This is a genomic window from Micromonospora sp. WMMD735 (genome assembly GCF_049178995.1).
In the GTDB taxonomy this organism is placed as follows: Bacteria; Actinomycetota; Actinomycetes; order Mycobacteriales; family Micromonosporaceae; genus Micromonospora; species Micromonospora wenchangensis.
The window spans coordinates 6420615-6446989 of record NZ_JBMHMJ010000002.1; the positions used below are offsets into that span (position 1 = coordinate 6420615).

Below are 26375 nucleotides of genomic sequence, written 5' to 3' on the forward strand. Positions count from 1 at the left end.
TGGTCGCGGGCCGGGCCGGCACGAAGAACGGACCCGGCCGTACGCCCGGGAAGAGCGCGGGGACGGTGCCCCGGGGAATGCGGGAATCGGGGCGGACGGGGGTGGTCGGACGGACGGTAGGGTGCCCGCATGTCGCTCCGTCCCCCCGGCGTGACGCCGGCCGGTCGGGGCCGCGCGGCGCTGACGGTCCTCGCCGTGCTCGCCCTGCTCCTCGGTGGCTACGGGCTGCTGCGGGCGGACGCCGGCCTGACCACCCGGCAGGTCACCGCCGACGGGGTGCCGCTGACCGAGGTACGGGCCGCCGACGACGGGACGGGCGCGGTGCGCCGGCCGGGGGTGGTGATCGCGCACGGCTTCGCCGGCTCGGCCCGGTTGATGCGCCCGCTCGCCGACACGGTCGCCCGGCGGGGCGCGGTGGCGCTGCTGCTCGACTTCGCCGGGCACGGCGGCAACCCGGCCGGGCTGCCCGGGGCGGGCCGCGACGACACCGCGTCCCGCGCCAGCCTGGAACACGACCTGGCGGTCGCCGTCGCCCACCTGCGGGGCCGGCCCGACGTCGACCCGACGCGGATCGTCCTGGTCGGACACTCGATGGGCGCGGGGGCGGTGACCCGGTACGCCGCCGGCCACCCCGACATCGCCGGCACCGTCGCGATCTCGCTGCCCGACGGCGGTGACCTGCCCGACGCCCGGCCGCAGCGGCTGCTGCTGATCGTCGGCGGCCTGGAGTTCCCCGCCTTCCGGGCCACCGCCGAGGCGACCGCCCGACGGGGCGACGGCCGACGGATGGTGGTCGTCCCCGGGGTCGAGCACATCTCGGTGCTCTTCGCCGGCCGTACCCACCGTGAGGTCGCCGCCTGGGTCGGCGGTGCCGGTGGTGCGGCACCGCGCCCGGCCGCCCGCCTGGTCCCGGCGGGGTTGCTGCTGCTCGGCCTCGGTCTCGGCTTCGTGCCGCTGGCGACCCTGCTGACCGGCCGTCGCGGCCGACCCGTCGCGCCCGTACCCGTCGCGCCCGTACCCGTCGCGCCGGCACCCGCCGTGCTGGCGGTGGCGACGGCCGTCACCGGAGTCGGGGTGCTGCTCGCCCCGGTGCTGCCGACCACCCGGTTGCCGCTCGCGGTCGGCGGCTACCTCACCGGCTTCCTGCTGGTCACCGGCTTCCTGCTGGCCGCCGCCCGGTACTGGCCGCTGCGCCTGTTCGCCGCCGGTCCCACCCCCGTCGCAGCGGCTGCGCCAGGTGGGCCCGTTCCGACCACCGGCGGGCGTACGCCGCTGCGGCCGGTGGTCGCGGCCCTGTTGCTGACCGGGTACGCCGTGGCCGCCGTCGCCGTGCCGATCCACCTCGGCCTCACCTGGGCGCTGCCGGTGGGCGTCCGGTGGTGGCTGCTGCCGGTGGTGACGGTCGGCTGCCTGGTGTTCCTGGCCGGCGCGGAGCTGCTCACGCAGGGACGGAGCTGGCGGTACGCGGCGGTCGGCGCGCTCGCCGTACCGGCGCTGGGCGGGGCGGCCGTGGTGGGGTTGGCCCCCGGTTTCGTGCTGCTGGTGGTGCCGCTGTTCGTGGTGCTGCTCGGGTGGCAGGCCGCCTGGGCGGCGGTGCTGCGCCGGGCCGGTGCGCCCCGCTGGGCACCGGCGGTGGTGGGCGCGATCCTGGTGGCCTGGCCGGTCGCCACCGCGCTGCCGCTGAGTTGACCCGCAGCCGCGGAGGCAGGGGCGACCACCCCGGCGGGGCGGACGGATGTCACCGGGGTTCGCCCTGCTGCTCGACGGCGCGCTGGACGGCGCGGTAGATCTGCCCGAACCGCAACGCGTCGGGGGTACGCAGCAGCATCACCTCCTGCCCCAGGTGCTGCACCCACAGCTCGTTGACCTTGTTGCCGCGTTCGTAGGACCGGTCCAGCCAGCCGAGCGGCAGCTCCAGGAAGGGCAGCAGGACGAGCACCCCGACGCCGCAGACGGCCAGCACGATCAGGGCCGGTTTCCACTCGCCCCGGTCCTGCGCCGACCAGAGCAGCGAGACCACACAGATCAGCGCGACCAGCGGGGGCAGCGAGAGCAGCAGCACCAGCACCCCGCGCCCGAGGATGCGGGACCGGACGGCCATGGTGGTGGCCCCGCGTGCGTGCCAGACGTACGCGACGTCGGCGATCCGTACGACCTGCCCACCGGCCCGGATCGACTCGGAGGTCACCTGCACCGTGTCGTCCCGGTAATAGAGGGTCATCACTAACCCTAACCGTTCGCAGGCGACCGGTGCCGCTGTGTGGCCGACGGATCGCACGCCCGGCGGGCGGCGCGACGGTCCCGTCCTCTGTGCCTCGGCTCAGTCTGCGGACCCGCCCGGACCGGTCACCGCCTGCTGCCCGTCCTCGGCCCCTGCGGGCCGGGCGCGGTCGGCCCCGTGGCCCGCGCCGGTGACCCGTCGGGCCGGCGCGGCGGGGCGGCGTTCTCCATCGCCCGCTGCACCGCCCGGTAGATCCGCCCGAAGCGCAGCGCGTCGCCGGTGCGCAGCAGCAGCACCGGCCGCCCCTGCCAGCGGACCCACAGCTCACGCTGCCGGCTGCCCCGGTCGTAGGAGCGGTCCAGGCGGTCGAAGAGGAAGTCGGCGACCGGCCCGACGGCCAGCCCGACCAGCACCGACGCTCCCACGATGGCGAGCGTGACGGTGGGGGAGCGGTGCAGCCAGACCGCCACCGCGATGCCGACCGCCGCAGCCACCAGCGGGCCCGCCAGGGCGGCCCCGATCGCACCCCGCCCGGCCAGCACCCGCCAGGAGCGGTCGCCCCGGCGGTGCCAGACCAGGCCGATCTCGGCCAGCGGGAAGGCCCGGCCGTCGACCCGGATGGCGGTGGAGGTGACCTGCACCGACCGGTCGTCGTAGTACGTGATCATCGCTGGACTCCCGAGCGCGGGTGGCGAACACCAGACTACGTACCCCAACGACCCGGGTCGTAAGGTTGGCACGCGACTTCGACGAGGAAGTGAGGGCAGCGTGAGCGAGTTCGTGCGGCTGGAGACCAGGGACGGCATCGGCACCATCCGGCTGGAGCGGCCACCGATGAACGCGCTCAACAAGCAGGTCCAGGAGGAACTGCGGGCCGCCGCCACGGCCGCCGCCGCCGACCCGGGCGTCCGCGCCGTCATCGTGTACGGCGGGGAGAAGGTCTTCGCCGCCGGGGCGGACATCAAGGAGATGGCCGACATGTCCTACGTGGACATGGCGGAGCGGGCCGCCGACCTGTCCAGCGCCGTCGGCGCGCTCGCCCGGATCCCCAAGCCGGTGGTCGCCGCGATCACCGGGTACGCCCTCGGCGGCGGCTGCGAGCTGGCGCTGGCCTGCGACTGGCGGGTGGTGGCCGAGGACGCCAAGCTCGGCCAGCCGGAGATCAAGCTCGGTGTCATCCCCGGTGCGGGTGGCACCCAGCGGCTGGCCCGGCTGGTCGGTCCGGCCCGCGCGAAGGATCTGATCATGTCCGGCCGGATGGTGGACGCGGCGGAGGCGCTGCGGATCGGGCTGGCCGACCGGGTCGCCCCGGCCGCCGAGGTCTACGACACCGCCGTGGCGCTGGTACGCCCGTACCTGACCGGGCCGGTGCAGGCGTTGCGGGCGGCGAAGCTGGCGGTCGACGCCGGGCTGGACATGGACCTCGGCTCCGGGTTGGCCTGGGAGAGCCAGCTCTTCGCCGGGCTCTTCGCCACCGACGACCGGCGCGAGGGGATGGCCGCCTTCGTCGAGAAGCGCAAGCCCGACTTCACGGGTCGCTGACCCGCCCCGCCCCGGGGTCGCGATCCGTCGGCCCCGGGGCGACCCGCGTCGCGGCGACGGTGGTCCCGCCGCCGGCACCGTGCCGAGAACTGTTCACATCCCGGATACCGGCCAGTAGCGTGTGACTCCGGTCATGGACGAGGGGAGCGGCGATGACGGAACGGGTCGAGGGCCACGGCGGAGCGCTGGCGCTGGCGGCACTGCGGGCGTACGGCGTACGGGAGATGTTCACCCTCTCCGGCGGGCACGTCTTCCCGCTCTACGACGCCGCCCACACCACCGGCTTCCCGCTCTACGACGTCCGGCACGAACAGTCCGCCGTCTTCGCCGCCGAGGCGGTGGCCAAGCTCCAGCGACGCCCCGGCCTCGCCGTGCTCACCGCCGGCCCCGGCGTCACCAACGGCATCTCCGGCCTGACCAGCGCCTTCTTCAACGCCTCGCCGGTGCTGGTGCTGGGCGGCCGGGCCCCGCAGTTCCGCTGGGGTTCCGGCAGCCTCCAGGAGATGGACCACTTGCCGCTGGTCGCCCCGGTCACCAAGCACGCCGAGACGGTGTTCACCGCCGACGACATCCCCCGCGCGGTATCCGCCGCGCTGACCACCGCGCTCACCCCGCACCGGGGCCCGGTCTTCCTCGACTTCCCGCTGGAGGCGATCTTCTCCGTCGGCGACGCGGAGCTGCCCGCCCCGACGCCCGTCGCGCCGCTCGAACCCGACCCGGACGAGGTGACGAAGGCCGCCCGGTTGATCGCCGCCGCCGCCCGCCCGGTGATCATCGCCGGTTCCGACGTGTACGCCGGGGACGCCGTCGCCGCGCTGCGCGAGGCCGCCGAGGCGTTGCAGGTGCCGGTCTTCACCAACGGCATGGGCCGCGGCGCGCTCCCGCCGGAGCACCCGCTCGCCTTCGCCAAGGCCCGCCGGGTCGCCCTCGGCGACGCGGACGTGGTGGTCGTCGTCGGCACCCCGCTGGACTTCCGGCTGAGCTTCGGCGACTTCGGCGACGCGGCGGTGGTGCACGTCGTCGACGCCCCCACCCAGCGGGCCGGGCACGTCCAGCCCGCCGCCAGTCCGGCCGGTGACCTGCGGCTTATCCTGTCCGCGTTCGCCGACCACACCGGCGACCGGGCCGACCACGCCGACTGGATCGAGCGGCTGCGCACCGCCGAGGACGCGGCACGGGCACGCGACGCCGCCGAGATGGCCGCCGACACCGACCCGATCCGCCCCGCCCGGGTCTACGGCGAGCTGCGCCGGGCCCTCGCCCCGGACGCGATCACCATCGGCGACGGCGGCGACTTCGTCTCGTACGCCGGGCGCTACCTGGAGCCGTCGCAGCCCGGCACCTGGCTCGACCCCGGCCCGTACGGCTGCCTGGGCACCGGGACGGGCTACGCGATGGGTGCCCGGGTCAGCCACCCCGACCGGCAGGTCTGCGTGCTGATGGGCGACGGCGCGGCCGGGTTCTCGCTGATGGACGTGGAGTCGCTGGTGCGGCAGCGGCTGCCGGTGGTGATCGTGGTCGGCAACAACGGCATCTGGGGGCTGGAGAAGCACCCGATGCGGGCCATGTACGGCTACGACGTCGCCGCCGACCTGCAGCCCGAACTGCGCTACGACAAGGTGGTCGAGGCGCTCGGCGGTGCCGGGGAGACGGTGGCGAAGGCCGCCGACCTCGGCCCGGCCCTGGGGCGGGCGTTCGACGCCGGGGTGCCGTACCTGGTCAACGTGCTCACCGACCCGGCCGACGCGTACCCGCGCTCGTCCAACCTGGCCTGACCACCCGGTCCGCGACCGCCGCCGGACCCGGCGGCGGTCGGGTTCTGCCGCGCGGATAAATCGGCGGAATGTCAGCGGCGACGCACGTAACGTCAGACCCCTCGCCCATCGTTGGACGATCCAGCGATAACGACGGGAGTTCTGATGACATACGCCATCCGCGCCGAGGGGCTGGTGCGCCGGTTCGGCGACACCACCGCCCTGGCCGGGGTCGACCTGGCGGTCCCGGCCGGCACGGTCTTCGGTCTGCTCGGCCCCAACGGCGCCGGCAAGACCACCGCGGTACGGGTGCTCGCCACCCTGCTCACCGCCGACGAGGGGCACGCCACCGTCGGCGGGTACGACGTCCGCCGCGACGCCCACCGGGTCCGCCAGCTGATCGGCCTCACCGGCCAGTACGCCTCGGTCGACGAGAACCTGACCGGCACCGAGAACCTGCTGCTCATCGGCCGGTTGCTGGGCCTGTCCCGGCGCGGTGCCCGGGACCGGGCGGCCGAGCTGCTGGCCGGGTTCCAGCTCACCGACGCCGCCGGGCGGGCCGCCAAGACCTACTCGGGGGGCATGCGCCGCCGGCTCGACCTGGCGGCCAGCCTCGTCGGTCGGCCGCAGGTGCTCTTCCTCGACGAGCCGACCACCGGCCTCGACCCGCGCAGCCGCAACGACCTGTGGGACATCGTCCGAAGTCTGGTGGCCGAGGGGGTGACCGTGCTGCTGACCACGCAGTACCTGGAGGAGGCCGACCAGTTGGCCGACGAGATCGCCGTGGTCGACCACGGGCGGGTCATCGCCCAGGGCACCCCGGAGGAGCTGAAGGCCAAGACCGGCGGTCAGGTGCTGACCGTCCGGCCGGTGGAGGCCGCCGACCTGCCCACCGTGCTCGCCGTCGTCGGCGAGGTGACCGGGGTCGACCCGGAGGTCGCCCAGACGACGGTCAGCGCGCCGGTCACCGGTCCGGACGCGCTGCCCGCCGTGGTCCGCCGGCTCGACGACGCCGGGGTGCACGTCGGCGAGCTGGCCCTGCGCGGGTCCAGCCTCGACGAGGTGTTCCTCTCCCTCACCGGCCACCGGGCCGAGGACGAGACCACCCCGACCCTGGAAGGGAGCCCGGCGTGACCGCCGCGACCGTCGCCGCTCCGGCGGCCCCCGCCACGCCGGCCCGCCGGCTCGGCCCGACCGCCGGGCTGCGGCACACCGGCACGTTGGCCTGGCGCAGCCTGGTGCAGATCAAGCACAACCCGATGGAGCTGCTCGACCTGAGCATCCAACCGGTGATGTTCGTGCTGCTCTTCACGTACGTCTTCGGTGGGGCGATCTCCGGCAGCCCGGGGGAGTACCTGACCTTCGCGTTGCCGGGCATCATCGTGCAGAACGCCTTCTTCGCCACGATGACCACCGGTTTCGGCCTCAACCAGGATCTGACCAAGGGCGTGTTCGACAGGCTCCGGTCGCTGCCGGTGGCCCGCTGGTCCCCGCTCGCCGGCCGGATCGTCGCCGACACGGTCAAGCAGGCGTGGTCGTTGACCCTGCTGCTCGGCGTCGGGATGATCCTCGGCTTCCGGCTCGGCAACGGGGTGTTCGGCCTGCTCGGCGCGTTCGCCCTGCTGCTGGTCTTCTCGCTCGCCGCCGCCTGGATGTCGGTGCTGGTCGGGGTGCTGGTCAGCGAACCGGACAAGGTGCAGATCTTCGGCTTCACGGTGATCTTCCCGCTGAGCTTCACCAGCAACGCCTTCGTGCCGACCGAGACCATGCCGTCCTGGCTGCAGCACTGGGTCGAGGTGAACCCGGTGACCATCCTGGCGAACGCGCTGCGGGGGCTGCTGGTCGGTGGGCCGGTGGCCGCGCCGGTGCTCCAGTCGCTGCTCTGGGCGGTGGCCATCGCCGCCGTCTTCGCCCCGCTCGCGGTGCGGGGCCTGCGCCGGCGGGTCTGACCCCGGCCGCCGTCAGAGTTCGGGTCGCTCGCCGTCGCGGGGCCGCTCACCGTCGCGGGGGGCGGCGTCCTCCCGCGGCGGCGAGCGGTCGGCCGACGCGGGGCCGCCCCCGGGTGCGGGGCCGTCGGGGGACGCCGGGCCGCCCCGGCGGCGCAGGTCCTCCTCCCGGCCCCGCAGGTCCTCCTCCCACCGCTGGAAGAGGGCGTTGTCGTCGCGGCGGACGCGTTCGTCGATCGACTTGAGGAACTCGGGGTCGTCGTCGGGCGCGACGGGCCGTCGGTCGGCCGCCGGCCAGCCCCGGCGGCGGTCACCCTCGGCGACCGGGCGGCCGGCGAGGAACCAGGCGATCGAGCCGACCAGCGGGAAGATCAGGATGACCGCCACCCAGGCGAACCGGGGCAGCCCGCGGACCGTCCCGTCCTCGGCGGAGAGGCAACTGATCAACGCGCAGGCGGCGAGCACCACCTGGAGCAGGAACAACACCACATAGAGCCGGGCCATGCACCTATCATGGCTCAGCCGTGCGCGTCACCACACCCCGCGCAGCACGAGCGACACGCACAGCAGCGCCAGGCCGGCCGTGCCGAGGGCCACCAGCGGGACGGCCCGTGCGTCGAGGCGGGACTGCCGGCGGCCGGTGGCCCGTCCCCAGCCCACCACCAGCGTGGCCCACCAGGCCAGCACGATGGCCCCGGCGAGTAGCGCCCCGGCGACGTCGCCGGTGAGCGCCAGCCGGACCGCCAGCACCGCCACCACCGTGTATGCCAGCCCGAGGCGACGCCAGGCCAGCCGGGTGCGCTCGGGTTGCAGGCCGGGGTCGCGGGTCCCGTCCGACGGCACCCCGGTCACCTGCCGTTCACCCCGCGGGCCAGGACGGCGACCACCAGCAGCAGCGCGCCGACCGCCACGATCAGGGCGAGCACGGCCGGGAACCGGGACGCCGGCAGGCGTTGCCCGAGCCGGATGGCCTGCTCGGTGCGGGACCAGTGGTCCACCGCCCGGACGGCGACGGTGCCGCCGAGCAGCAGCAGCGTCACCGCGATCGCCTCCCGCAGGTGCCGCAGCGGCAACGGCGGCAGGAACTGGGCGGCGGCCAGCCCACCGGCGATCAGCGCCAGCCCGGTGCGCAGCCAGGCCAGGAAGGTCCGTTCGTTGGCCAGGGAGAAGCGGTAGTCGGGGGTGGTGCCCACGGAGTCGAGGTCCGACGGGTCGAACCACCGTCTGATCGCCTGCCACACGACGCCGATTATCCGCTTTACCGCCGACATAGCCTGGACCGATGACCGATCTTGATGCCTCCACCCTGCGCGACAGCTACTACCGGCAGCTCCGGCCGGAGATCCCCGACCCGGTCCCGGCCGGTGTGACCGTCGAACACGATGGCCCGCTGGTGCGCATCCTGGGTCTGGACCACGGCGGTTTCCTCACCTACCGCACCCTGGACGGGCTGGTCGGGTCGGAGCTGGACGCGCTGATCGCCCGCCAGGTCGAGCTGTTCCGGCAGCGCGGCGAGTCGGTGGAGTGGAAGCACAACACCCACGACGAGCCCGCCGATCTGCCGGACCGGCTACGCGCCGCCGGCTTCGTCCCGCAGGACCGGGAGACCGTCCTGATCGGGCCGGTCGCGCCCCTGGCCGCCGCCGTGCCGGTGCCCCCCGACGGGGTACGCCTGCGCGAGGTCACCGGCCGTGACGACCTGGAGCGGATCGCCGCGATGGAGGCGGAGGTCTGGGGTGAGGACCGTTCCCACCTGGTCACCGGCCTACTGCGGGAGATCGAGGCGGACCCGCAGTCGATCACCGTGGTGGTGGCCGAGGCGGGGGAGACGGTGGTCAGCGCCGGTTGGGTGCGCTACCTCAACGGCACGGGCTTCGCCAGTCTGTGGGGCGGTTCGACGCTGGCGCAGTGGCGACGCCGGGGTGTCTACCGGGCGTTGGTGGTCTACCGGGCCCGGCTGGCCGACCAGCGCGGCAAGACGTTGTTGCAGGTGGACGCCTCGGAGGACAGCCGACCCATCCTGGAGCGACTCGGCTTCGTCCCGGTCACCACGACCACCCCGTACGTCTACACTCCGTGATCATGGAGCAGCGGCTGACGGACGACGAGCAGCAGGTTCTCAAGACGGGCGCGTTCGGCGCGGTGTTCCTGGTGTCGAACGCCGACCCGGGGGTGTTCGCGATGATCCGGGAGAGCTTCGCCGCGTCCGGGGCGTTCGCCGGGGCCAGCGGGCTGGTGAAGGAGGCGCTCGGCACCGGTGGACTGCCCCGGCTGCCCCGGGACTCGGCCCTGGACGTCGAGTCGGTGGTGCTGCCGGCGCTGGCGCGGGCGGTGGACATCCTGCGGGAGAAGTCCCCGGCCGACGTGTCGGCGTACCGCGAGCTGGTGCTGACCGCCGCGGCGGAGGTGGCCCGCGCGCACCGGGGGGTGACGCCGGCCGAACAGGACGCGATCACCCGGATCAGGACCGCGCTGGCCGACCCCGCCGGTCCGGTCTGACAGCCGGTGCGGGGCCGGCCTGATGTCGGTCCGGGCCCGACCGCGACGCGGTGAGGTGTGTCACCGTGGGTGGCCGGGAGGGGTAACCTACTGGCAGGTAACATTGCGTTCGTGGGCAACTGCACAACAGCCTGCGGTTGACCGGGTGTCAACGACGCGCAAAGCTCCGCCCTTAACCGGGCGAGCAGATCGCACACCACCAACAGGAGGGTTGTCGAATCGCGATGAACATCGTCGTACTCGTCAAGCAGGTGCCTGATTCGGGCGCGGACCGCAACCTGCGTGCTGACGACAACACCGTCGACCGCGGTTCGGCGAACAACGTGATCAACGAGATGGACGAGTACGCCATCGAGGAGGCGCTGAAGATCAAGGAGGCGCACGGCGGCGAGGTCACCGTCCTGACCATGGGACCGGACCGGGCCACCGAGTCGATCCGCAAGGCGCTGTCGATGGGCCCCGACGCCGCCGTGCACGTCCTCGACGACGCCCTGCACGGGTCCTGCGCCGTGGCCACCTCGAAGGTGCTCGCCGCCGCCCTCGGGCAGCTCAACGCCGACCTGGTGCTCTGCGGCGCGGAGTCGACCGACGGCCGGGTCCAGGTCATGCCGCACATGCTCGCCGAGCGGCTCGGGGTCGCCGCGCTGACCGGTGCCCGCAAGCTCACCGTCGACGGCGGCACGCTGACCGTCGAGCGGCAGACCGAGGAGGGCTACGAGGTGGTCACCGCCTCGACCCCGGCCGTGGTCTCCGTCTGGGACACCATCAACGAGCCGCGCTACCCCTCCTTCAAGGGCATCATGGCCGCCAAGAAGAAGCCGGTGAAGACGCTGTCCCTGGCGGACCTGGGCGTCGCGCCGACCGAGGTGGGCTTCGAGGGCGCGACCAGCGCCGTCGTCGAGCACACCAGGCGTCCACCGCGCTCCGGCGGCGCCAAGATCACCGATGAGGGCTCCGGCGGCGTCAAGCTGGTCGAGTTCCTCGCCACCGAGAAGTTCGTGTGAGGGGTCAGAACATGGCTGAGGTACTCGTCGTCGTCGAAGCCACCAGGGAATTCGGCGTCAAGAAGGTCACCCTGGAAATGCTCACCCTCGCCCGTGGGCTGGGCACCCCGAGCGCCGTGGTGCTCGGTGGCCCCGGTGCCGCCGAGGCGCTCGGCGCCAAGCTCGGCGAGTACGGCGCGGAGAAGATCTACGCCGCCGAGAGCGAGGAGATCGACGGCTACCTGGTGGCCCCCAAGGCGACCGTCATCGCCGAACTGGTCAACCGGGTGCAGCCGGCCGCCGTCCTGCTGGCCTCGGCCCAGGAGGGCAAGGAGATCGCCGCCCGACTGGCCGTCAAGCTGGACAACGGCATCCTGACCGACGTGGTCGGCCTCGACGCCGACGGCACCGCCACCCAGGTCGCCTTCGCCGGCTCCACCATCGTCAAGTCCAAGGTCACCAAGGGGCTGCCGCTGGTCACCGTGCGGCCGAACTCGGTCACCCCGGCCCCGGCGGCGGCCACCCCGACCGTCGAGCAGCTCACCGTGTCGGTCACCGACACCGACAGGCTGGCGAAGGTCGTCGAGCGGGTCGCCGAGCAGAAGGGCTCCCGCCCGGAGCTGACCGAGGCCGGCATCGTCGTCTCCGGCGGTCGCGGGGTCGGCAACGCCGACAACTTCAAGCTGGTCGAAGAGTTGGCCGACCTGCTCGGCGGCGCCGTCGGGGCGTCCCGGGCGGCGGTCGACTCCGGCTACTACCCGCACCAGTTCCAGGTCGGGCAGACCGGGAAGACCGTCTCCCCGCAGCTCTACGTCGCGCTGGGCATCTCCGGCGCGATCCAGCACCGGGCCGGCATGCAGACCTCGAAGACGATCGTCGCCGTGAACAAGGACGGCGAGGCCCCGATCTTCGAGCTGGCCGACTACGGGGTGGTGGGCGACCTGTTCAAGGTCGTACCGCAGGCCGCCGAGGAGATCCGCAAGCGCAAGTGACCCGTCGCGGGTCCGCACCGAGCCGCCGTCCGGTCCGCCGGGCGGCGGCTCCGTCGTCCCCGCCGCCTTGTCGGTCGTCCCCGGCCCGGCCGGGTCCGCGCGGACGCGGCCGATGGGAGCTGATCGGCGGGCCGGGGAGCTGAGCCGGCCCGCCGATCAGCCCGTCAGGGTGCCCCTCAGCAGGCTGTCGCCGGAGTGGGCGGGCTTGTTGTCGTACTGCTCGGCGGAGACGTCGACCACCGAGTATGCCTCAAGATCAACATTCGGGGGCAGGGGCAGCAGGGCGTCGCCGGAGCTACCCCGCAGCACACCCACCGAGAACATCTCCATGGTCGTCGGATTGATCAGCCAGACCTCGTAGTACCCCGTAACGTCCGGGAGATTCGCGACGTGCAGGTGCAGTCGTCCGTCGGCGAAGACCCGGGCGTCGCCCCGGGCGTCGGCCGGCGTGCTCCCGTACGCGGCCAGCGGCGCGCTGGCCAGCACGTCCTGTTGCGGCGTCGCCCCCCGGTCGCCGAGCACGAAGACGGTGCCGAGCACCGCGATCGCGGCGGCGGCGGTCGCCGAGACGACAGTGGTCGCCCAGCGTGGCCAACGCCGTGACCGGCCCGCCGGTCGGACGGCACCCCCGCCGCCCGGGGACGACGACGGCCGCCGGGACTCCGGCCGGTCGCCGGCCGTCACCGCCGGTCGCCGGTCACCGGTCGCCACCGACGGGTGCGGGTCGCCGGTCACCACCGAGGGTTGCCGGTAGGTCGGGTCGACGCCGTTCCTGGCCGCCGGAAGGGCCTGCGCCGGGTCCGGCCCGAGATCCTGCCGGTGTGCCTCGGCCGGCGACGGCACCTGCGCGACGGCGTCGAGTTCGGCCAGGATGCCCGCCCAGAGGTGGGCCGGCGGGTCGGGCAGGTCGTGCAGGCCCTGGGTGCCCGCGCCCAGCCCGGCGACGTGCCGCAGGGACTCCAGCTCGCGCCGGCAGGTCACGCAGCCGCCGAGGTGGTCGGTCTCGCCGTGGTCCGCCTCGCTCTCACCGAGCGCCAGAAAGACCAGCCGGTCGTGGTCCAGGTGCTGCACCGTCCACCTCCCATCTGCGTTTCAAGCTCGCCATGCCCCGCCTGATGTGACTCTTGACCGTGCCCAGCGGCACCCCGGTCACCGTCGCGATCTGTTGGTGTGTCAGGTCGTCGTAGAAGGCCAGCTCCAACATCCGTCGTTGGTCGTCGGGGAGCCGGGCCAGCTCGTCGGCGACCACCAGCCGGTCGACCACCGTGTCCGGGTCCCCGCCGGTGCCGACCGGTTCGGGTAGCTGCCGCACGGTCTCCACCACCCGGGCCTCCCGGGCCGAGGCGCGCAGCCGGTCGATCACCTTGCGCCGGCCGATGCCGAGCAGCCACCCGATCAACGAGCCCTTGGTCGGGTCGAAGGTCTCCCGCCCCAGCCAGGCGGCGACGAACGTCGCCTGGGTCACGTCCTCCGCGTCGCTGCGGTTGGCCAACGTGCTGGTGGCCAGGTGGAGCACGGCCCGGCCGAACCGGTCGTACGCCTCCCGCAGCGCGCTCTCGTCGCCCGCCCGGAAGCGGGCGGCCAACTCGTCGGGGGGTGGTTCGGGTTCGTGTCCTGCTGTTCCCACCGCTGTCACCGGGCGGGTCGCCTTCCCTGGGGCATGCCCGACTGTAACGCCCACAGCCTCCGCCCCACTCTCCTGGTCCGGTTCGCCTCCACTCGTCTCACCAGCTATTCGTCGCCGCGGACGGCCCCGGATGCACCCCGGGCGAAGGAAAAGAAAGTGGTGTCGGGCTGCATCCGGCGGTGCGACGGGTGGCGTAACCCGTTCTGCAAGCCAGACCTGACGAACCAGCACCAATCACCAGGAGGCAGACATGCAGCTCGCTATCTTCCGTCGGGTCGCCGCAGGCGGCGCGGTGGCCGCTCTGGCCTTCGCCGGCGTCGGCGCCGCGACCACGAGCCCGGCGTACGCCGCCTCGTCCAAGGTCTCCGTCGTGCACGGCATCCCGGACACCCCGGTGGACGTCTACGTCAACGGCAAGAAGACCCTCGACAACTTCAAGCCCGGTGACGTCGCCGGCCCGCTGACCCTGCCCGAGGGCGAGTACGACATCGCGCTGACCAAGCCGGGCGAGCCGGTCGGCAGCGCGATTCTCAAGGTCGACGACGCCGAGGTGCCCGGCGGCGCCAACATCAGCCTCGCCGCGCACCTCGGCGCGGACGGCAAGCCGCAGATCACCCCGTTCGTCAACGACACCGCCAAGCTGGCCGCCGGCAAGGCCCGGCTGATCGTCCGGCACACCGCCGCCGCACCGGCGGTCGACGTCCGGGCCGGCGGCAAGCCGGTCTTCGAAGGGCTGACCAACCCGAAGGAGGCCAAGGCCGACGTCGACGCGGGCACGGTCAAGGCCGACGTGGTGCTGGCGGGCACCGAGACCGTGGCGATCGGCCCGGCGGACCTCAACCTCAAGGAGGGCACCGCCACCATCGTCTACGCGATCGGCTCGGCCGAGGCCAAGAACCTCGACCTGGTCGCCCAGACCATCACCGGTCTGCACTCCGCCCCGGGCGGCGTGCCCAGCGGCACCGGCGGGCAGGCCGGCACCGGCGTGGACACCTGGTGGTACGTGCTGGCCGGTGCCGGCGTCCTGCTGCTGGTCGGCGGTGGGGCGCGGGTGGCCGTCACCCGGACCGGTCGCCGGTGACGGTGCGACACCGCGGGGCGCTGGCGGCGATGGCCGCCGGCGTCGCCGCGCTCACCGTCGCCACCGTCGTGGCCTGCGGCTCGCAGCCGGCCGAGGACGTCGGCGCGGACGAGGCGGCGGCGCTGGCCAGCAGCAGTCCGCCGAGCCCGACGGCCGGGACCGGTGGCGGACCGTCGGTGCCGGTGACCGCCGGTGACCTGCCCACGGCCGAACGGACCGTGCCGCCGGTGAAGCTGCGCATCTCGGCGATCGACGTCACCGCCACGGTCAACCCGGTGGGCATCGACACCCGCACCGACGAGTTCGACGTCCCGCCGAGCGTGGACCAGATCGGCTGGTACCGGTTCGGCCCCGGGCTGGAGACCGACGCCGGCTCGGTGGTGATCGCCGGTCACGTCGACAGCTCGGAGCAGGGCAAGGGGGCGTTCTTCCGGCTCCGCGAACTCGACCGGGGGGACACCGTCACCGCCACCGGCGCGGACGGGAAGCAGCGCGCCTACCGGGTCGTCGCCCGCGAGGAGTACGCCAAGACGAAGATCCCGCTGGACCGGTACTTCGCCCGGGACGGCAAGCCGCGGCTGACCCTGATCACCTGCGGCGGGCCGTTCGACCCGAAGACCCGGCACTACCGGGACAACATCGTTGTCACCGCCGTACCGGCCTGAGGACCGGGTCGGGGCCGATCCGGTCCCGGCCCGGTCCCATCCACGCTTCGGTACGGGTGGTCCGGCATCCAACGCGCCGTGCGCTGGCCGTTACGCTGAACGGTGATGGCATACCTGGATCACGCGGCGACCACCCCGATGCTCGACGAGGCGTTGGCGGCGTACGTCGCCACCGCCCGCGAGGTCGGCAACGCGTCGTCGCTGCACGCGACGGGCCGGCGTGCCCGGCGTCGGGTGGAGGAGTCCCGCGAGCGGGTGGCCGCCGTGCTGGGCGCCCGCCCCTCCGAGGTCATCTTCACCGGCGGCGGCACCGAGAGCGACAACCTCGCCGTCAAGGGCGTCTTCTGGGCCCGGCGGGCCGTCCGGCCCGACCGGGTCCGGGTGGTCTCCAGCGCGGTCGAGCACCATGCCGTCCTCGACGCGGTCGACTGGCTGGCCGAGCACGAGGGCGCCGAGGTCGCCTGGCTGCCCACGGACGCCGCCGGCAAGCTCGACCCGGCGCTACTGCGTGCCGAGCTGTCCGCGCACGCCGACCGGGTCGCCGTGGTGACCGCGATGTGGGCCAACAACGAGGTCGGCACCGTGCAGCCGGTGGCCGAGCTGGCCGCCGTCGCGGCCGAACACGGCGTGCCGTTCCACACCGACGCGGTGCAGGCGGTCGGCCAGGTGCCCGTCGATTTCGCGGCCAGCGGGGTCTCCGCGCTCACCGTGACCGGGCACAAGCTCGGCGGCCCGACCGGGGTGGGCGCGCTGCTGCTGGCCCGGGACGTCGCCGCTACCCCGCTGCTGCACGGCGGTGGGCAGGAACGCGACGTCCGCTCCGGCACCCTCGACACCGCCGGCATCGTCGCCTTCGCGGTCGCCGTCGAGACGGCGGTCAAGGGCCAGCAGGAGTACGCCGCCCGGGTGGCGGCGCTCCGCGACGACCTGGTGCGGCGGGTCCGGGAGGCGGTGCCCGAGGTGGTGTTCAACGGCGACCCCGACGACCGGCTGCCCGGCAACGCGCACTTCTCCTTCCCCGGCTGTGAGGGGGACGCCCTGCTGCTCCTGCTCGACGCCCAGGGCATCGCCTGCTCCACCGGCTCGGCCTGCTCGGCGGGGGTGGCCCAGCCCAGCCACGTGCTGCTGGCGATGGGGGCCGACCACGACCGGGCCCGCTCCTCGCTGCGCTTCACCCTCGGCCACACCAGCACCCCCGCCGACGTCGACGCCCTGATCGCGGCCCTCCCCGCCGCCGTCGACCGCGCCCGCCGCGCCGCCGCCCTCCGCACCCCCCGCTGACCGCCCCCGCCCGCCCCGCCTGCCCTCTTCGCCCCGGCTCCACCCCCGCCCCGCCCCGGCTCTATCCAGGCTCCGCACCCGCTCCGCCCCTGCCCCGCCCCCGGTGATCAAGAAGTTTGCGTCACCCGCCCGCCGGATTCTGACGCGAATCTCTTGATCACCCGCCCCTACCGGCCTGCACCCCTCCCACCCGACCGCGCACGCCTTCCAGCCCACCTGCGGGCTGCTGAGCGGTGGTGGTGCTCGGTGATCAAGAGGTTGAGGTCAGGAACGGGCGCTGGGATGACGCAAACCTCTTGATCACCGGAGGCAGCGCCGGGGCAGAGCCGGGGGCAGCGCCGGGGCGGGGCCGGGGCGGAGTGGGGGCGGGCCGGGGAGGGAGGGGAGGCGGGCGGGGTGGGTAGGCTCGACGGGGGAAGGGAGCGTGGGCCGGTGAAGGTTCTGGCGGCGATGTCGGGCGGGGTGGACTCCGCCGTCGCGGCGGCGCGGGCGGTGGACGCCGGGCACGACGTGACCGGGGTGCACCTGGCGCTGTCCCGCAACCCGCAGACCTTCCGCACCGGGGCCCGGGGGTGCTGCACCCTGGAGGATTCCCGGGACGCGCGCCGGGCCGCCGACGTCATCGGCATCCCCTTCTACGTGTGGGACATGGCCGAGCGCTTCCACGCCGACGTGGTGGACGACTTCGTCGCCGAGTACGCGGCCGGGCGTACCCCGAATCCGTGCCTGCGCTGCAACGAGAAGATCAAATTCGCGGCGGTGCTGGACCGGGCCGTGGCCCTCGGCTTCGACGCCGTGGTCACCGGCCACCACGCCCGGCTCGGCCCCGACGGGCTGCTGCGTCGTAGCGTCGACCTCGCCAAGGACCAGTCGTACGTGCTGGCGGTGCTCACCCGCGCGCAGCTCGACCGGGCGATGTTCCCGCTCGGCGACGCCACCAAGGTCGAGGTCCGGGCCGAGGCGGCCCGGCGTGACCTGGCGGTGGCCGAGAAGCCCGACTCGCACGACATCTGCTTCATCGCCGACGGCGACACCCGGGGGTTCCTCGCCGGGCGGCTCGGCGAGACGCCCGGCGCGGTGGTCGACGCACTGACCGGCGCGGTCGTCGGCAGCCACACCGGCGCGTACGCCTACACGGTGGGCCAGCGACGCGGCCTGCACCTGGACCGGCCGGCCCCGGACGGGCGACCCCGGTACGTGCTGTCCATCACCCCGAAGACCAACACGGTCACCGTCGGCCCCGCCGAGGCGCTGGAGGTCTCGCTGGTCCGCGCCACCCGCCCGGTCTGGACCGGGGGCGACCTGCCGGACGCGCCGATCGCCTGCGAGGTGCAGTTGCGGGCGCACGGCGACGTCGTACCGGCCACCGTGACCGTGGGCGACGACAGCCTCACCGCCGAGCTGCGCCGTCCCGTGCGGGGGGTGGCCGCCGGTCAGGCCGTGGTGGCGTACCGGCCGGACCCGGCGGGGGACGTGGTGCTCGGCTCCGCCACCATCTCCGGCTGACCCACCGGCCGGGTGGGTCGACCGTCGCCGGTTACCCTTCGGCCGTGACCCAACAGCAGGTGTGGCCCTGGCCGGTGGGCGCGGCGACCGGCATCGGTTCGCTGCCCGGCACCGACATCGCCGAGGCGCAACGGATCGTCCTGGGTGAACTGCCCGCCCTGCCCCACCTGCCGGAGCTGCCCGCCCGGGGGCCGGGTGCGGACCTGATCGGGCGTACCGGTGGGCTGCTCGTGGAGCTGCCGGTCGAGCTGTACGCCGCGCGCTGGCGGATCGCCCCCCGCCCCGGCCGGGACCTGCGCCGGGCCCAGGACCTGATGGAACGTGACCTCGACCAGCTCGCCGAGCAGGCCGAGGCGTACGCCGGGCCGGTGAAGGTGCAGGCGGCCGGGCCGTTCACGCTGGCCACGGCGGTGGAGTTGCCGATCGGCGGGCGGCTGCTGCGTGACCCGGGCGCGGTGCGGGAGCTGACCGCGTCCCTGGCGGAGGGGTTGCGGCTGCACGTCGAGGCGGTGACCCGGCGGCTGCCCCGGGCGTCGGTCCTGCTCCAACTCGACGAGCCGTCGCTGCCGGCGGCGCTCGCCGGTCGGGTCCGTACCGAGAGCGGCCTGGGCACGTACCGGCCGGTCGACACCGCCGTCGCCCGTACCCTGCTCGGCGAGGTGATCACGGCGGTCGGGGTGCCGACGGTGGTGCACTGCTGCGCCCCGGACGTGCCGCTGGAGCTGATCCGTACCGCCGGGGCGGTCGGGGCGGCGCTGGATCTCGCCCTGCTCACCGACCTGGACCCGCTGGGCGAGGCGATCGACGCCGGCCTCGGCCTGCTGGCCGGGGTGGCACCGACCCTGCCGCCGTCGGCCGGCGTCGCGCCGACCTCGGCGCAGCTCGCCGACCGGGTACGCGGACTCTGGGGCCGGCTCGGCTTCCCGCGCCGCCAACTCGCCGAGCAGGTGGTGGTCACCCCTGCCTGCGGGCTGGCCGGAGCCACCCCCGGGTACGCCCGCGCGGTGCTCACCGCCTGCCGGGACGCGGGGCGGCGGCTGCACGAGGGGTGAGGTTTCCCGTCGTACCCGGTGGGCAGGATGACGGCCATGATTGGACAACTGCGTACCGTGGCCATCGACTGCCCCGACCCCCGGGCGCTGGCCGGCTTCTACGCGGAGCTGCTCGGTCTGCCCCTGGTCGAGGAGGACTCCGACGGTAACGAGTGGGTGGTGCTCGGCGGCCCGGTCGGGCAGCAGCCCCGGCTCGCCTTCCAGCAGGCGCCCGACCTGGTCCCCCCGGCCTGGCCCGATCCGGCGCGTCCGCAGCAGGTCCACCTCGACGTCACGGTCGACGACATCGAGGTGGCCGAGAAGGCGGCGCTCGCCCTGGGTGCCCGGCGGCTGCCCGGCGAGGGGGACGGCTTCCGGGTGTACGCCGACCCGGTGGGCCACCCGTTCTGCCTCTGCTGGGACTGACCACCGGTCTTACTCCCCGCGACGGGCGGCCGGGAGACGTGCCGCCCGTCGCGGGGCCGACCTCCCACTCCGGCCCGCCCGGCGTGCCGGGGTGGTGCCGGCGGGGCATGATCGGGTCCGTGACCGACTCCTCGCTGCGCCGTGCCTCCGGTTCGCTGTTCGGGCTCGCCTACGGTGACGCGCTCGGCAAGCCGACCGAGTTCCTCTCCGTCACCGAGATCCGCCGCCGCTACGGCCCGGCCGGTCCCCGGGAGCTGGTCGGTGATCCGGTGCTGGTCACCGACGACACTCAGATGGCGCTCGCGGTCGCCTGGGCGCTGCACGACGCGCCGGAGCACACCGCCGGGGCGGTCGAGCCGCTGCTGCGGCGGCGCTTCCTGGAATGGGCGGCCAGCCCGGACAACAACCGGGCACCGGGGATGACCTGCCTGCGGGCCTGCGGCGAGCTGGGCCGGGGGCTGCCCTGGCAGCAGGCGACGGTGGTCGACTCGAAGGGGTGCGGGGCGAACATGCGGGTCACCCCGGTCGGGCTGCTCGACGTCGACCCGGACACCCTCGCCGGGTTGTCCCAGCTCCAGGCCGGCCTCACCCACGGCCACCCGACCGGGCTGGCCGCCAGCGAACTGACCGCGTACGCGGTGCGGCTGCTGCGTGACGGCGCGGCACCGGCACGACTGCCCGGCCTGCTGGCCGACCGGGCCCGCAGCCAGCGGGGCACCTACCGGGACGACTGGCTGGGCGACCTGTGGCGGCGTGCCGGTGCGGGCTCCCCGGCGCAGTTCAGCGCCGTCGGCTGGGACGAGTGCCTGTCGGCGCTGGACCGGTTGGCCGCCGCGCTGCGCCGGCCCGACGACGGTGACGACCCCTGCCGGCACACCGGTGAGGGCTGGATCGCCGAGGAGGCGCTGGCGACCGCGTTGCTGTGCGTGCTGCGGCACCCGGACGACCCGGTGGCCGCGATCGGCCGGGGCGCGAGCACCGCCGGCGACTCCGACTCGATCGCCGCGCTGGCCGGCGCGTTCCTCGGTGCGGCCCACGGGATGTCCGGCTGGCCTGCGGACTGGTCCTCCCGTATCGAGTACGCCGACCAGCTCGCCACCCTCGGCGCGACCTGGGACTGACCCGCCCGGCCGGACGCCGCGCCGTCGCGGTGCCGGCCGGCACGAACGGGGATGCCGCCCCGGCACGAACGGAGATGCCGGGGCGGCCGGGCCGGTGCGCTGCTCAGGCCGGGCTGCGTCGCCCGTGCAGGCGCTTCACCCGCCGCCACAGGGCCGGGTCGCAGCTACCTGCCCGGCGGGAGAAGGCGTCGGCCGGGATACGCAGCGGTTCGGCGAGATCCAGCCAGCTGTCGTGTTCGGCGTCCGGGTCCCAGTCCCGGGTGGGGATCGGCACGTGGTCGTCCCGGTCGCTCTTGTCCTGGCTGGTGATCTTCAGCACCTCCGCGCCCCGGTCGTCGGCGCGTACCACCAGGCAGGGCCGGACCTTCGAGCCGGTGCCGTCGTGGAACGGCACGTCCGCCCACCAGATGTCGCCGGGTCGGGGGGTGCCGGTGGGGGTGCGGGGGCGGGGCGGCGCGGTCGGTCGGGCCCGGTCCCGGGGCGGGGTGCCCCGCTCCGGCCGGGTGCGCCCGCCACCGCTCGACGGGCGGCCGCCCCGGCGTCGCCACTCGTTCCACATCCACCCGGCGGCCACCGCCAGGACGATCAGCAGCCCCCACAGCAACCACTGCGGCATCGGTACCCCCGCCTCCCTCCCGGGCGGCCACCGCCGCCGACGTGCGGCGATCGTCGCACGCCGCGGGGCCGGCCGCCCGTCGGGCGGGTGGGGGGAGGCAGGGGAATGTCCTACCGGCCGGTTACCGTGCTCCCGTAGCGTGATCACGGGGGAGGTTCGCACGGTGTCCGGAGGCGACAGGGTGTCGGAAGAAGAGATTCCCCAGCAGGTCAGCGCGGCCCAAGAGGCGGCGGCCGGTGGTGAGCCCACCCCCGAGGCCCGGGAGCGGCACGCCACGTTGAGTCAGGAGCTGACCGAACACCAGTACCGCTACTACGTCCTCGACGCGCCGACCATCACCGACGCCGAGTTCGACAGGCAGTTGCGGGAGCTGGAGGCGCTGGAGGCGGAGTTCCCGGCGCTACGCACCCCCGACTCGCCGACGCAGCGGGTCGGCGGCACCTTCTCCACCGACTTCACCCCGGTCACCCACGCCGAGCGGATGCTCTCGCTGGACAACGCGTTCGCCGACGAGGAGCTGGCCGCCTGGGCCGAGCGCGTCGAGCGCGACGCCGGTGGCCCGGTGCCCTACCTGTGCGAGCTGAAGGTCGACGGCCTGGCCATCAACCTGACCTACGAGCAGGGCCGGCTGGTCCGCGCCGCGACCCGGGGCGACGGGCGCACCGGCGAGGACGTCACCGCCAACGTCCGCAGCATCCGCAGCGTGCCGGCCCGGCTCACCCCCTCCGACGAGTTCCCCGACATCCCGGAGCTGCTGGAGGTGCGGGGCGAGATCTACTTCCCGGTCGCCGGGTTCGCCGACCTCAACGCCAGCCTGGTCGAGCAGGGCAAGGCGCCGTTCGCCAACCCGCGCAACGCCGCCGCCGGCAGCCTGCGCCAGAAGGACCCCCGGATCACCGCGTCCCGGCCGCTGCGGCTGGTGGTGCACGGCACCGGCGCCCGCGCCGGCTTCCGGCCGGCCACCCAGTCCGAGTCGTACGCGGCGCTGAGGGCGTGGGGGCTGCCGACCAGTGACCGCTGGCGGGTGGTGCCCGACCTGGCCGGCGTGGCGGAGTACATCGCCCACTACGCCGAGCACCGGCACGACGTCGAGCACGAGATCGACGGGGTGGTGGTCAAGGTCGACCCGGTGCCCATCCAGGGTCGGCTCGGCTCGACCAGCCGGGCGCCCCGGTGGGCGATCGCCTTCAAGTATCCGCCGGAGGAGGTCAACACCCGGCTGCTCGACATCGAGGTCGGCGTCGGGCGGACGGGCCGGATCACCCCGTACGCGGTGCTGGAGCCGGTGCACGTGGCCGGTTCGACGGTCGCCCAGGCCACCCTGCACAACGCCCGCGAGGTCGAGCGCAAGGGGGTGCTGATCGGCGACACGGTGGTGCTGCGCAAGGCCGGCGACGTGATCCCCGAGGTGCTCGGCCCGGTGGTCGAGCTGCGACCCGCCGACGCCCGCCCGTTCGTCATGCCCACCCACTGCCCGTCCTGCGGCACGGCGCTCGCCCCGGCCAAGGAGAGCGACGTCGACATCCGCTGCCCCAACACCCGCAGCTGCCCGGCGCAGTTGCGGGAACGGGTCTTCCACCTCGCCGGGCGGGGCGCGTTCGACATCGAGGTGCTCGGCTACAAGGGTGCCGCCGCGTTGCTGGACGCCGCGATCATCAGCGACGAGGGGGACCTGTTCGCCCTCGACGCCGCGCAGCTCGCCCGTTCGCCGTTCTTCGTCAACAAGGACGGCAGCCTCGGCACCAACGCCACCAAGCTGCTCGACAACCTCGCCGTGGCCCGGGAACGCGACCTGTGGCGGGTGCTGGTGGCGCTCTCCATCCGGCACGTCGGGCCGACCGCCGCGCAGGCCCTGGCCCGGCACTTCCGCTCCGTCGAGGCGATCGAGGCGGCCGCCGAGGAGGAACTGTCCTCGGTCGACGGGGTCGGCCCGACCATCGCCGCCAGCATCACTGAGTGGTTCGCCGTCGACTGGCACCGCGACGTGGTGCGCAAGTGGGCCGAGGCGGGCGTCCGGATGGCCGAGGAGGCGGTCGACGAGGGGCCCCGCCCGCTGGAGGGCGTCACCGTGGTGGTGACCGGCACGCTCGCCGGTTTCAGCCGGGACCAGGCGGCCGAGGCGATCCAGACCCGGGGCGGCAAGGTCACCGGCTCGGTCTCCAAGAAGACCGGCTTCGTGGTGGTGGGCGACAACCCCGGTTCCAAGGCCGACAAGGCGGCCGGGCTCAAGGTGCCGGTGCTCGACGAGGACGGTTTCCGGGTGCTGCTCGACGCCGGCCCGGAGGCGGCCCGCGAGGTGGCCCGGGTCGACGAGAGCTGACCGCCGGCCACCCGGCCCCGCACCGTCTGTCCCGCTGCACCCATAGGTGACGCTTGGTCCGTATACCAACTTAGTCACGACTACGCCCGATTCGCGGCTGTCGTGCGGGTCCACCGGCGCCCAGGGCGTTTCATGGTGGCAGGTGTACGGCCGGCGTACACCCTGATGGGCGTGCCCGGGAGGTGCGATGGAGACCGCCGACCCCCGCAACTCGTTCCCGGGTGGGCGGGAGGGGCCGTTCCTGGGTCTCGTCGCCGGGGTGATCGGCCTGGCCGCCCTGGTCTCCGTCGCGTCACTTGTCGACCTCGTCGACCGGCCGGGGCTGCCGGCGGCGTTCTGGACGATGGCGGTGCTCGCGGTGGGCTGCGACGCCCGCCCCTTCGTGCCGTCCGGCCGTCGGCAGACCTCCGCGGTCTTCCCGTCCACCTGCTTCACCTTCGCCATCCTGCTCGGCTGGGGCCTCGGCCCGGCGGTGCTCGTGCAGGCCGTCGCGGTCGCCGTGTCCGGCGTCCGGCTGGGAAACGCCCCCTGGCGGACCACCTTCAACGCCGCCCAGTACGCCTGCGCGCTCGCCGCCGCCCACCTCGTGCTCCGGCTCGGTCCGGGCGGCCTGTTCGACGGCGACCGGTTGGGCTGGACCGACGTGCTCGCCGTCGGCGGCGCGACGGTCACCTGGTTCGTCGTCAACTACGGCCTGGTCAGCACCGCGCTGCGGCTGCGCTTCGGCGGCCGGTGGTGGCCGGCCGTCCGGCAGGGGCTGCCGTTCGAGCTGCTCTCCACCGGATCGCTGCTGCTGCTCGCCCCCGTCCTGGTCACCGCCGCGCGGGCCAGCGCCGCGCTGATCCCGCTGGTGCTGGTGCCGCTGTTCGCGGTCTACCGGATGGCCCACCTCTCCGACGAACAGGTCCAGCTCGCCGCCCTCGACCCGCTGACCGGCCTGCCCAACCGCAAGGCGCTGCTCGCCGAGGTGGCCGAGCAGGTGCACCGGCACGCCGAGCGGGTCGCCCGGGGCGAGCCGGGGGCGCGGGTGGCGCTCCTGCTGATCGACCTGGACCGGTTCAAGAACGTCAATGACGCGCTCGGCCACGCCGTCGGCGACCGGCTGCTGGTCGAGGTGGGCGCCCGGCTCGCCGGGGTGGTCGGCGACCGGGACCTGCTGGCCCGGCTCGGCGGGGACGAGTTCGCCATCGTCGCCGGCGGGCTCGACGGTGTCGACGAGGCGCGCGAGCTGGCCGGCCGGGTGGTCGCCGCGCTGACCGAGCCGGTGTCGCTGGACGGCCTGCCGCTGGACGTTGGCGGCTCGATCGGCATCGCGCTCTTCCCCGACCACGGCGAGGACTACGCCACCCTGATGCGCCACGCCGACGTCGCCATGTACGACGCGAAGCACCGCAACGACACCGTCGCCGTGTACACGGCCGAGTCCGACCACAACTCCGCCGAGCGGTTGGGGCTCCTGGCCGACCTGCGGCGCGTACTGGAGAGCCGGCCGGTGGCCGGGCAGAGCGTGCGGGGCGGTGACGGCGCGGCGCTGCCACCCCGGCTGGCCCCCGACGACGGACCCGACCGTGCCCCGCGCCCCGACGCCGGACCGGGCCCCGGGCCCGGCAGCGGCATGCGCACCGGCACGGGCGTCGGCGGCACCGGCCGGTGGTGGCTGCCCCGGCGACGCTCCCGGCCGGCCCCGGCGCACCCCGACGAGCTGCTGAACCGCATCCTCACCGGGGCCGACCCGGTCCGCCGCCACGGCACCGCCCCGGAGCGCCTGCCGGCCACGCCGACCCCGGACACCGGGCCGGCGGCGACGCCCCCCGCCCCGCCGACGCCCTCCGCCCCGGCGGCCGAGGTCGGCGAGATCACCATGTACTACCAACCGCAGATCGCCATCGCCACCGGCGAGGTGGTCGGGGTGGAGGCGCTGCTGCGCTGGCGGCACCCGCGCCGGGGGATGGTCGACCCGGAGGAGCTGATCCGGGTCGCCGAGCAGAGCGCCGTGATGCGCCTGCTCACCTACCGGGTGATCGACGACGTGGTGGCGCAGTTGGCGAAGTGGTCCGCCGCCGGCACCACGCTGCGGGCAGCGCTCAACGTCAGCGTCCGCGACCTGCACACCGGGGAGATCGTCGACCGGATCGCCGACCGGCTCGCCAGCTACGGGGTACGCCCGGACCGGCTGCAACTGGAGATCACCGAGGGGGCGCTGATGGCCGACCCCCGGCGGGTGCTGGCCACCATCACCCGGCTGCACCAGCTCGGGGTGGCCATCTCGCTCGACGACTTCGGCACCGGCTACTCGTCGTTGCAGCACCTGCGCCGGTTGCCGCTGTCCGAGGTGAAGGTGGACCGGTCGTTCGTGCTGGGGATGGCCGGGGACGCCGACGACGCGGCGATCGTCAGGTCGACCATCGAGCTGGCCGGCGCGCTCGGCCTGCGGGTGGTGGCCGAGGGGGTGGAGGACGAGCGGACCTGGCGACTGCTGTACGCGGCCGGCTGCGACGCCGCGCAGGGCTGGTTCTACGCCCGCCCGATGCCCGCCGAGGAGTTGACCGCCTGGCTGGCCCGGTACCGGCCGCTGAGCCCCGTCCCCAGCCCGGACGCCGAGATCCCCCGCCGGCACGCCCGCTGACCGTCGCCGGCACGCCCGGAGAGGGTGGATGGGCGGCCCCGACCGGCCGGCGGCCCGGACGCGGGGGGAGTCGGAGGCGTCGGGTCCGGCGCAGGACAATAGACTCGCTCCGGTCACCGCGCGTCATCCCGTCGACGT

25 protein-coding genes and 1 pseudogene are annotated in these 26375 nt (G+C 74.4%); 18 read left to right on the plus strand and 8 right to left on the minus strand.

The genetic code is table 11. The features are described from left to right. Window positions 1-129 precede the first annotated feature (129 nt). Window positions 130-1689, plus strand: a complete 1560-nt coding sequence (locus tag ACN268_RS28140) for an alpha/beta fold hydrolase (RefSeq protein WP_421485986.1) — start codon at window positions 130-132, stop codon at window positions 1687-1689. A gap of 49 nt (window positions 1690-1738) precedes the next feature. Here the strand turns inward: ACN268_RS28140 and ACN268_RS28145 are convergent, their stop codons facing one another. Continuing rightward, window positions 1739-2221, minus strand: a complete 483-nt coding sequence (locus tag ACN268_RS28145) for a DUF6232 family protein (protein WP_421485987.1) — start codon at window positions 2219-2221, stop codon at window positions 1739-1741. Between the two features lie 125 nt (window positions 2222-2346). Continuing rightward, window positions 2347-2889, minus strand: coding sequence for a DUF6232 family protein (locus ACN268_RS28150; RefSeq protein ID WP_421485988.1), 543 nt, complete (start codon window positions 2887-2889; stop codon window positions 2347-2349). A 100-nt stretch (window positions 2890-2989) separates the two neighbouring features. Here ACN268_RS28150 and ACN268_RS28155 point away from each other — a divergent pair, with 100 nt between their 5' ends. The 4 genes from ACN268_RS28155 to ACN268_RS28170 all read left to right on the plus strand — a co-directional run bounded on the left by ACN268_RS28155 (window position 2990) and on the right by ACN268_RS28170 (window position 7466). Then, window positions 2990-3763, plus strand: a complete 774-nt coding sequence (locus tag ACN268_RS28155) for an enoyl-CoA hydratase-related protein (protein ID WP_421485990.1) — start codon at window positions 2990-2992, stop codon at window positions 3761-3763. Window positions 3764-3915: 152 nt separating this feature from the next. After that, window positions 3916-5538, plus strand: a complete 1623-nt coding sequence (locus tag ACN268_RS28160; RefSeq protein ID WP_421485991.1) for an acetolactate synthase — start codon at window positions 3916-3918, stop codon at window positions 5536-5538. Window positions 5539-5682: 144 nt separating this feature from the next. Next, complete coding sequence (locus ACN268_RS28165) at window positions 5683-6651, plus strand: ATP-binding cassette domain-containing protein (protein ID WP_421485992.1); 969 nt, start codon at window positions 5683-5685, stop codon at window positions 6649-6651. Beyond that, window positions 6648-7466, plus strand: a complete 819-nt coding sequence (locus ACN268_RS28170; RefSeq protein WP_421485993.1) for an ABC transporter permease — start codon at window positions 6648-6650, stop codon at window positions 7464-7466. The genes ACN268_RS28165 and ACN268_RS28170 overlap by 4 nt, the downstream gene beginning before the upstream one ends. A gap of 138 nt (window positions 7467-7604) precedes the next feature. Here ACN268_RS28170 and ACN268_RS28175 read toward each other — a convergent pair. The 3 genes and pseudogenes from ACN268_RS28175 to ACN268_RS28185 all read right to left on the minus strand — a co-directional run. Next, window positions 7605-7967 (minus strand): annotated as a pseudogene (locus tag ACN268_RS28175) (PLD nuclease N-terminal domain-containing protein); the annotation flags it as partial. A 27-nt stretch (window positions 7968-7994) separates the two neighbouring features. Beyond that, a complete protein-coding gene (locus ACN268_RS28180; protein ID WP_421485995.1) occupies window positions 7995-8315 on the minus strand; it encodes a DUF202 domain-containing protein in 321 nt (106 codons plus the stop codon). Then, on the minus strand, window positions 8312-8734 hold the full coding sequence (locus tag ACN268_RS28185) for a YidH family protein (protein WP_421485997.1): 423 nt from the start codon (window positions 8732-8734) through the stop codon (window positions 8312-8314). The genes ACN268_RS28180 and ACN268_RS28185 overlap by 4 nt, the downstream gene beginning before the upstream one ends. Window positions 8735-8745: 11 nt before the next feature. Here ACN268_RS28185 and ACN268_RS28190 point away from each other — a divergent pair, with 11 nt between their 5' ends. The 4 genes from ACN268_RS28190 to ACN268_RS28205 all read left to right on the plus strand — a co-directional run bounded on the left by ACN268_RS28190 (window position 8746) and on the right by ACN268_RS28205 (window position 11937). Beyond that, window positions 8746-9543: a GNAT family N-acetyltransferase gene (locus ACN268_RS28190; RefSeq protein WP_421485999.1), complete on the plus strand. Its 798-nt coding sequence runs from the start codon at window positions 8746-8748 to the stop codon at window positions 9541-9543. Beyond that, window positions 9540-9962: a hypothetical protein gene (locus ACN268_RS28195; protein WP_421486001.1), complete on the plus strand. Its 423-nt coding sequence runs from the start codon at window positions 9540-9542 to the stop codon at window positions 9960-9962. Before ACN268_RS28190 ends, ACN268_RS28195 begins: the two co-directional genes overlap by 4 nt. A gap of 224 nt (window positions 9963-10186) precedes the next feature. Further along, a complete protein-coding gene (locus tag ACN268_RS28200; protein WP_421486003.1) occupies window positions 10187-10966 on the plus strand; it encodes an electron transfer flavoprotein subunit beta/FixA family protein in 780 nt (259 codons plus the stop codon). Window positions 10967-10977: 11 nt separating this feature from the next. Further along, entirely contained in the window at window positions 10978-11937 is a 960-nt protein-coding gene (locus tag ACN268_RS28205) for an electron transfer flavoprotein subunit alpha/FixB family protein (protein WP_421486005.1), read from the plus strand. 156 nt (window positions 11938-12093) lie between these two features. On the opposite strand, the gene ACN268_RS28210 is transcribed toward ACN268_RS28205, so the two are convergent. Continuing rightward, entirely contained in the window at window positions 12094-13008 is a 915-nt protein-coding gene (locus ACN268_RS28210) for an anti-sigma factor (RefSeq protein ID WP_421486007.1), read from the minus strand. Continuing rightward, window positions 12962-13564: an RNA polymerase sigma factor gene (locus ACN268_RS28215; protein ID WP_421486008.1), complete on the minus strand. Its 603-nt coding sequence runs from the start codon at window positions 13562-13564 to the stop codon at window positions 12962-12964. Before ACN268_RS28215 ends, ACN268_RS28210 begins: the two co-directional genes overlap by 47 nt. Window positions 13565-13814: 250 nt before the next feature. On the opposite strand from ACN268_RS28215, the gene ACN268_RS28220 reads away from it, so the two are divergent. The 7 genes from ACN268_RS28220 (at window position 13815) to ACN268_RS28250 (ending at window position 20675) form a co-directional block, all read left to right on the plus strand. Further along, window positions 13815-14645, plus strand: coding sequence for a DUF4397 domain-containing protein (locus tag ACN268_RS28220; protein ID WP_421486010.1), 831 nt, complete (start codon window positions 13815-13817; stop codon window positions 14643-14645). Then, entirely contained in the window at window positions 14642-15310 is a 669-nt protein-coding gene (locus tag ACN268_RS28225) for a class F sortase (RefSeq protein ID WP_421486012.1), read from the plus strand. The genes ACN268_RS28220 and ACN268_RS28225 overlap by 4 nt, the downstream gene beginning before the upstream one ends. Window positions 15311-15415: 105 nt before the next feature. Continuing rightward, window positions 15416-16591: a cysteine desulfurase family protein gene (locus tag ACN268_RS28230; protein WP_421486013.1), complete on the plus strand. Its 1176-nt coding sequence runs from the start codon at window positions 15416-15418 to the stop codon at window positions 16589-16591. A 432-nt stretch (window positions 16592-17023) separates the two neighbouring features. After that, on the plus strand, window positions 17024-18097 hold the full coding sequence (gene mnmA / locus ACN268_RS28235) for a tRNA 2-thiouridine(34) synthase MnmA (protein ID WP_421486014.1): 1074 nt from the start codon (window positions 17024-17026) through the stop codon (window positions 18095-18097). Window positions 18098-18141: 44 nt separating this feature from the next. Then, window positions 18142-19149: a methionine synthase gene (locus ACN268_RS28240; protein WP_421486016.1), complete on the plus strand. Its 1008-nt coding sequence runs from the start codon at window positions 18142-18144 to the stop codon at window positions 19147-19149. Window positions 19150-19185: 36 nt separating this feature from the next. Next, window positions 19186-19554 (plus strand): VOC family protein, encoded by a 369-nt coding sequence (locus tag ACN268_RS28245; RefSeq protein ID WP_421487017.1) that lies wholly within the window; start codon window positions 19186-19188, stop codon window positions 19552-19554. A gap of 107 nt (window positions 19555-19661) precedes the next feature. Next, window positions 19662-20675, plus strand: a complete 1014-nt coding sequence (locus ACN268_RS28250) for an ADP-ribosylglycohydrolase family protein (RefSeq protein ID WP_421486017.1) — start codon at window positions 19662-19664, stop codon at window positions 20673-20675. Between the two features lie 103 nt (window positions 20676-20778). Here the strand turns inward: ACN268_RS28250 and ACN268_RS28255 are convergent, their stop codons facing one another. Next, on the minus strand, window positions 20779-21291 hold the full coding sequence (locus ACN268_RS28255; protein ID WP_421486019.1) for a type II toxin-antitoxin system PemK/MazF family toxin: 513 nt from the start codon (window positions 21289-21291) through the stop codon (window positions 20779-20781). 181 nt (window positions 21292-21472) lie between these two features. Between ACN268_RS28255 and ligA the strand changes: the two genes are divergently transcribed. After that, complete coding sequence (gene ligA, locus ACN268_RS28260) at window positions 21473-23611, plus strand: NAD-dependent DNA ligase LigA (protein WP_421486021.1); 2139 nt, start codon at window positions 21473-21475, stop codon at window positions 23609-23611. 187 nt (window positions 23612-23798) lie between these two features. Further along, window positions 23799-26237 (plus strand): putative bifunctional diguanylate cyclase/phosphodiesterase, encoded by a 2439-nt coding sequence (locus ACN268_RS28265; protein WP_421486022.1) that lies wholly within the window; start codon window positions 23799-23801, stop codon window positions 26235-26237. Window positions 26238-26375: the final 138 nt, after the last annotated feature.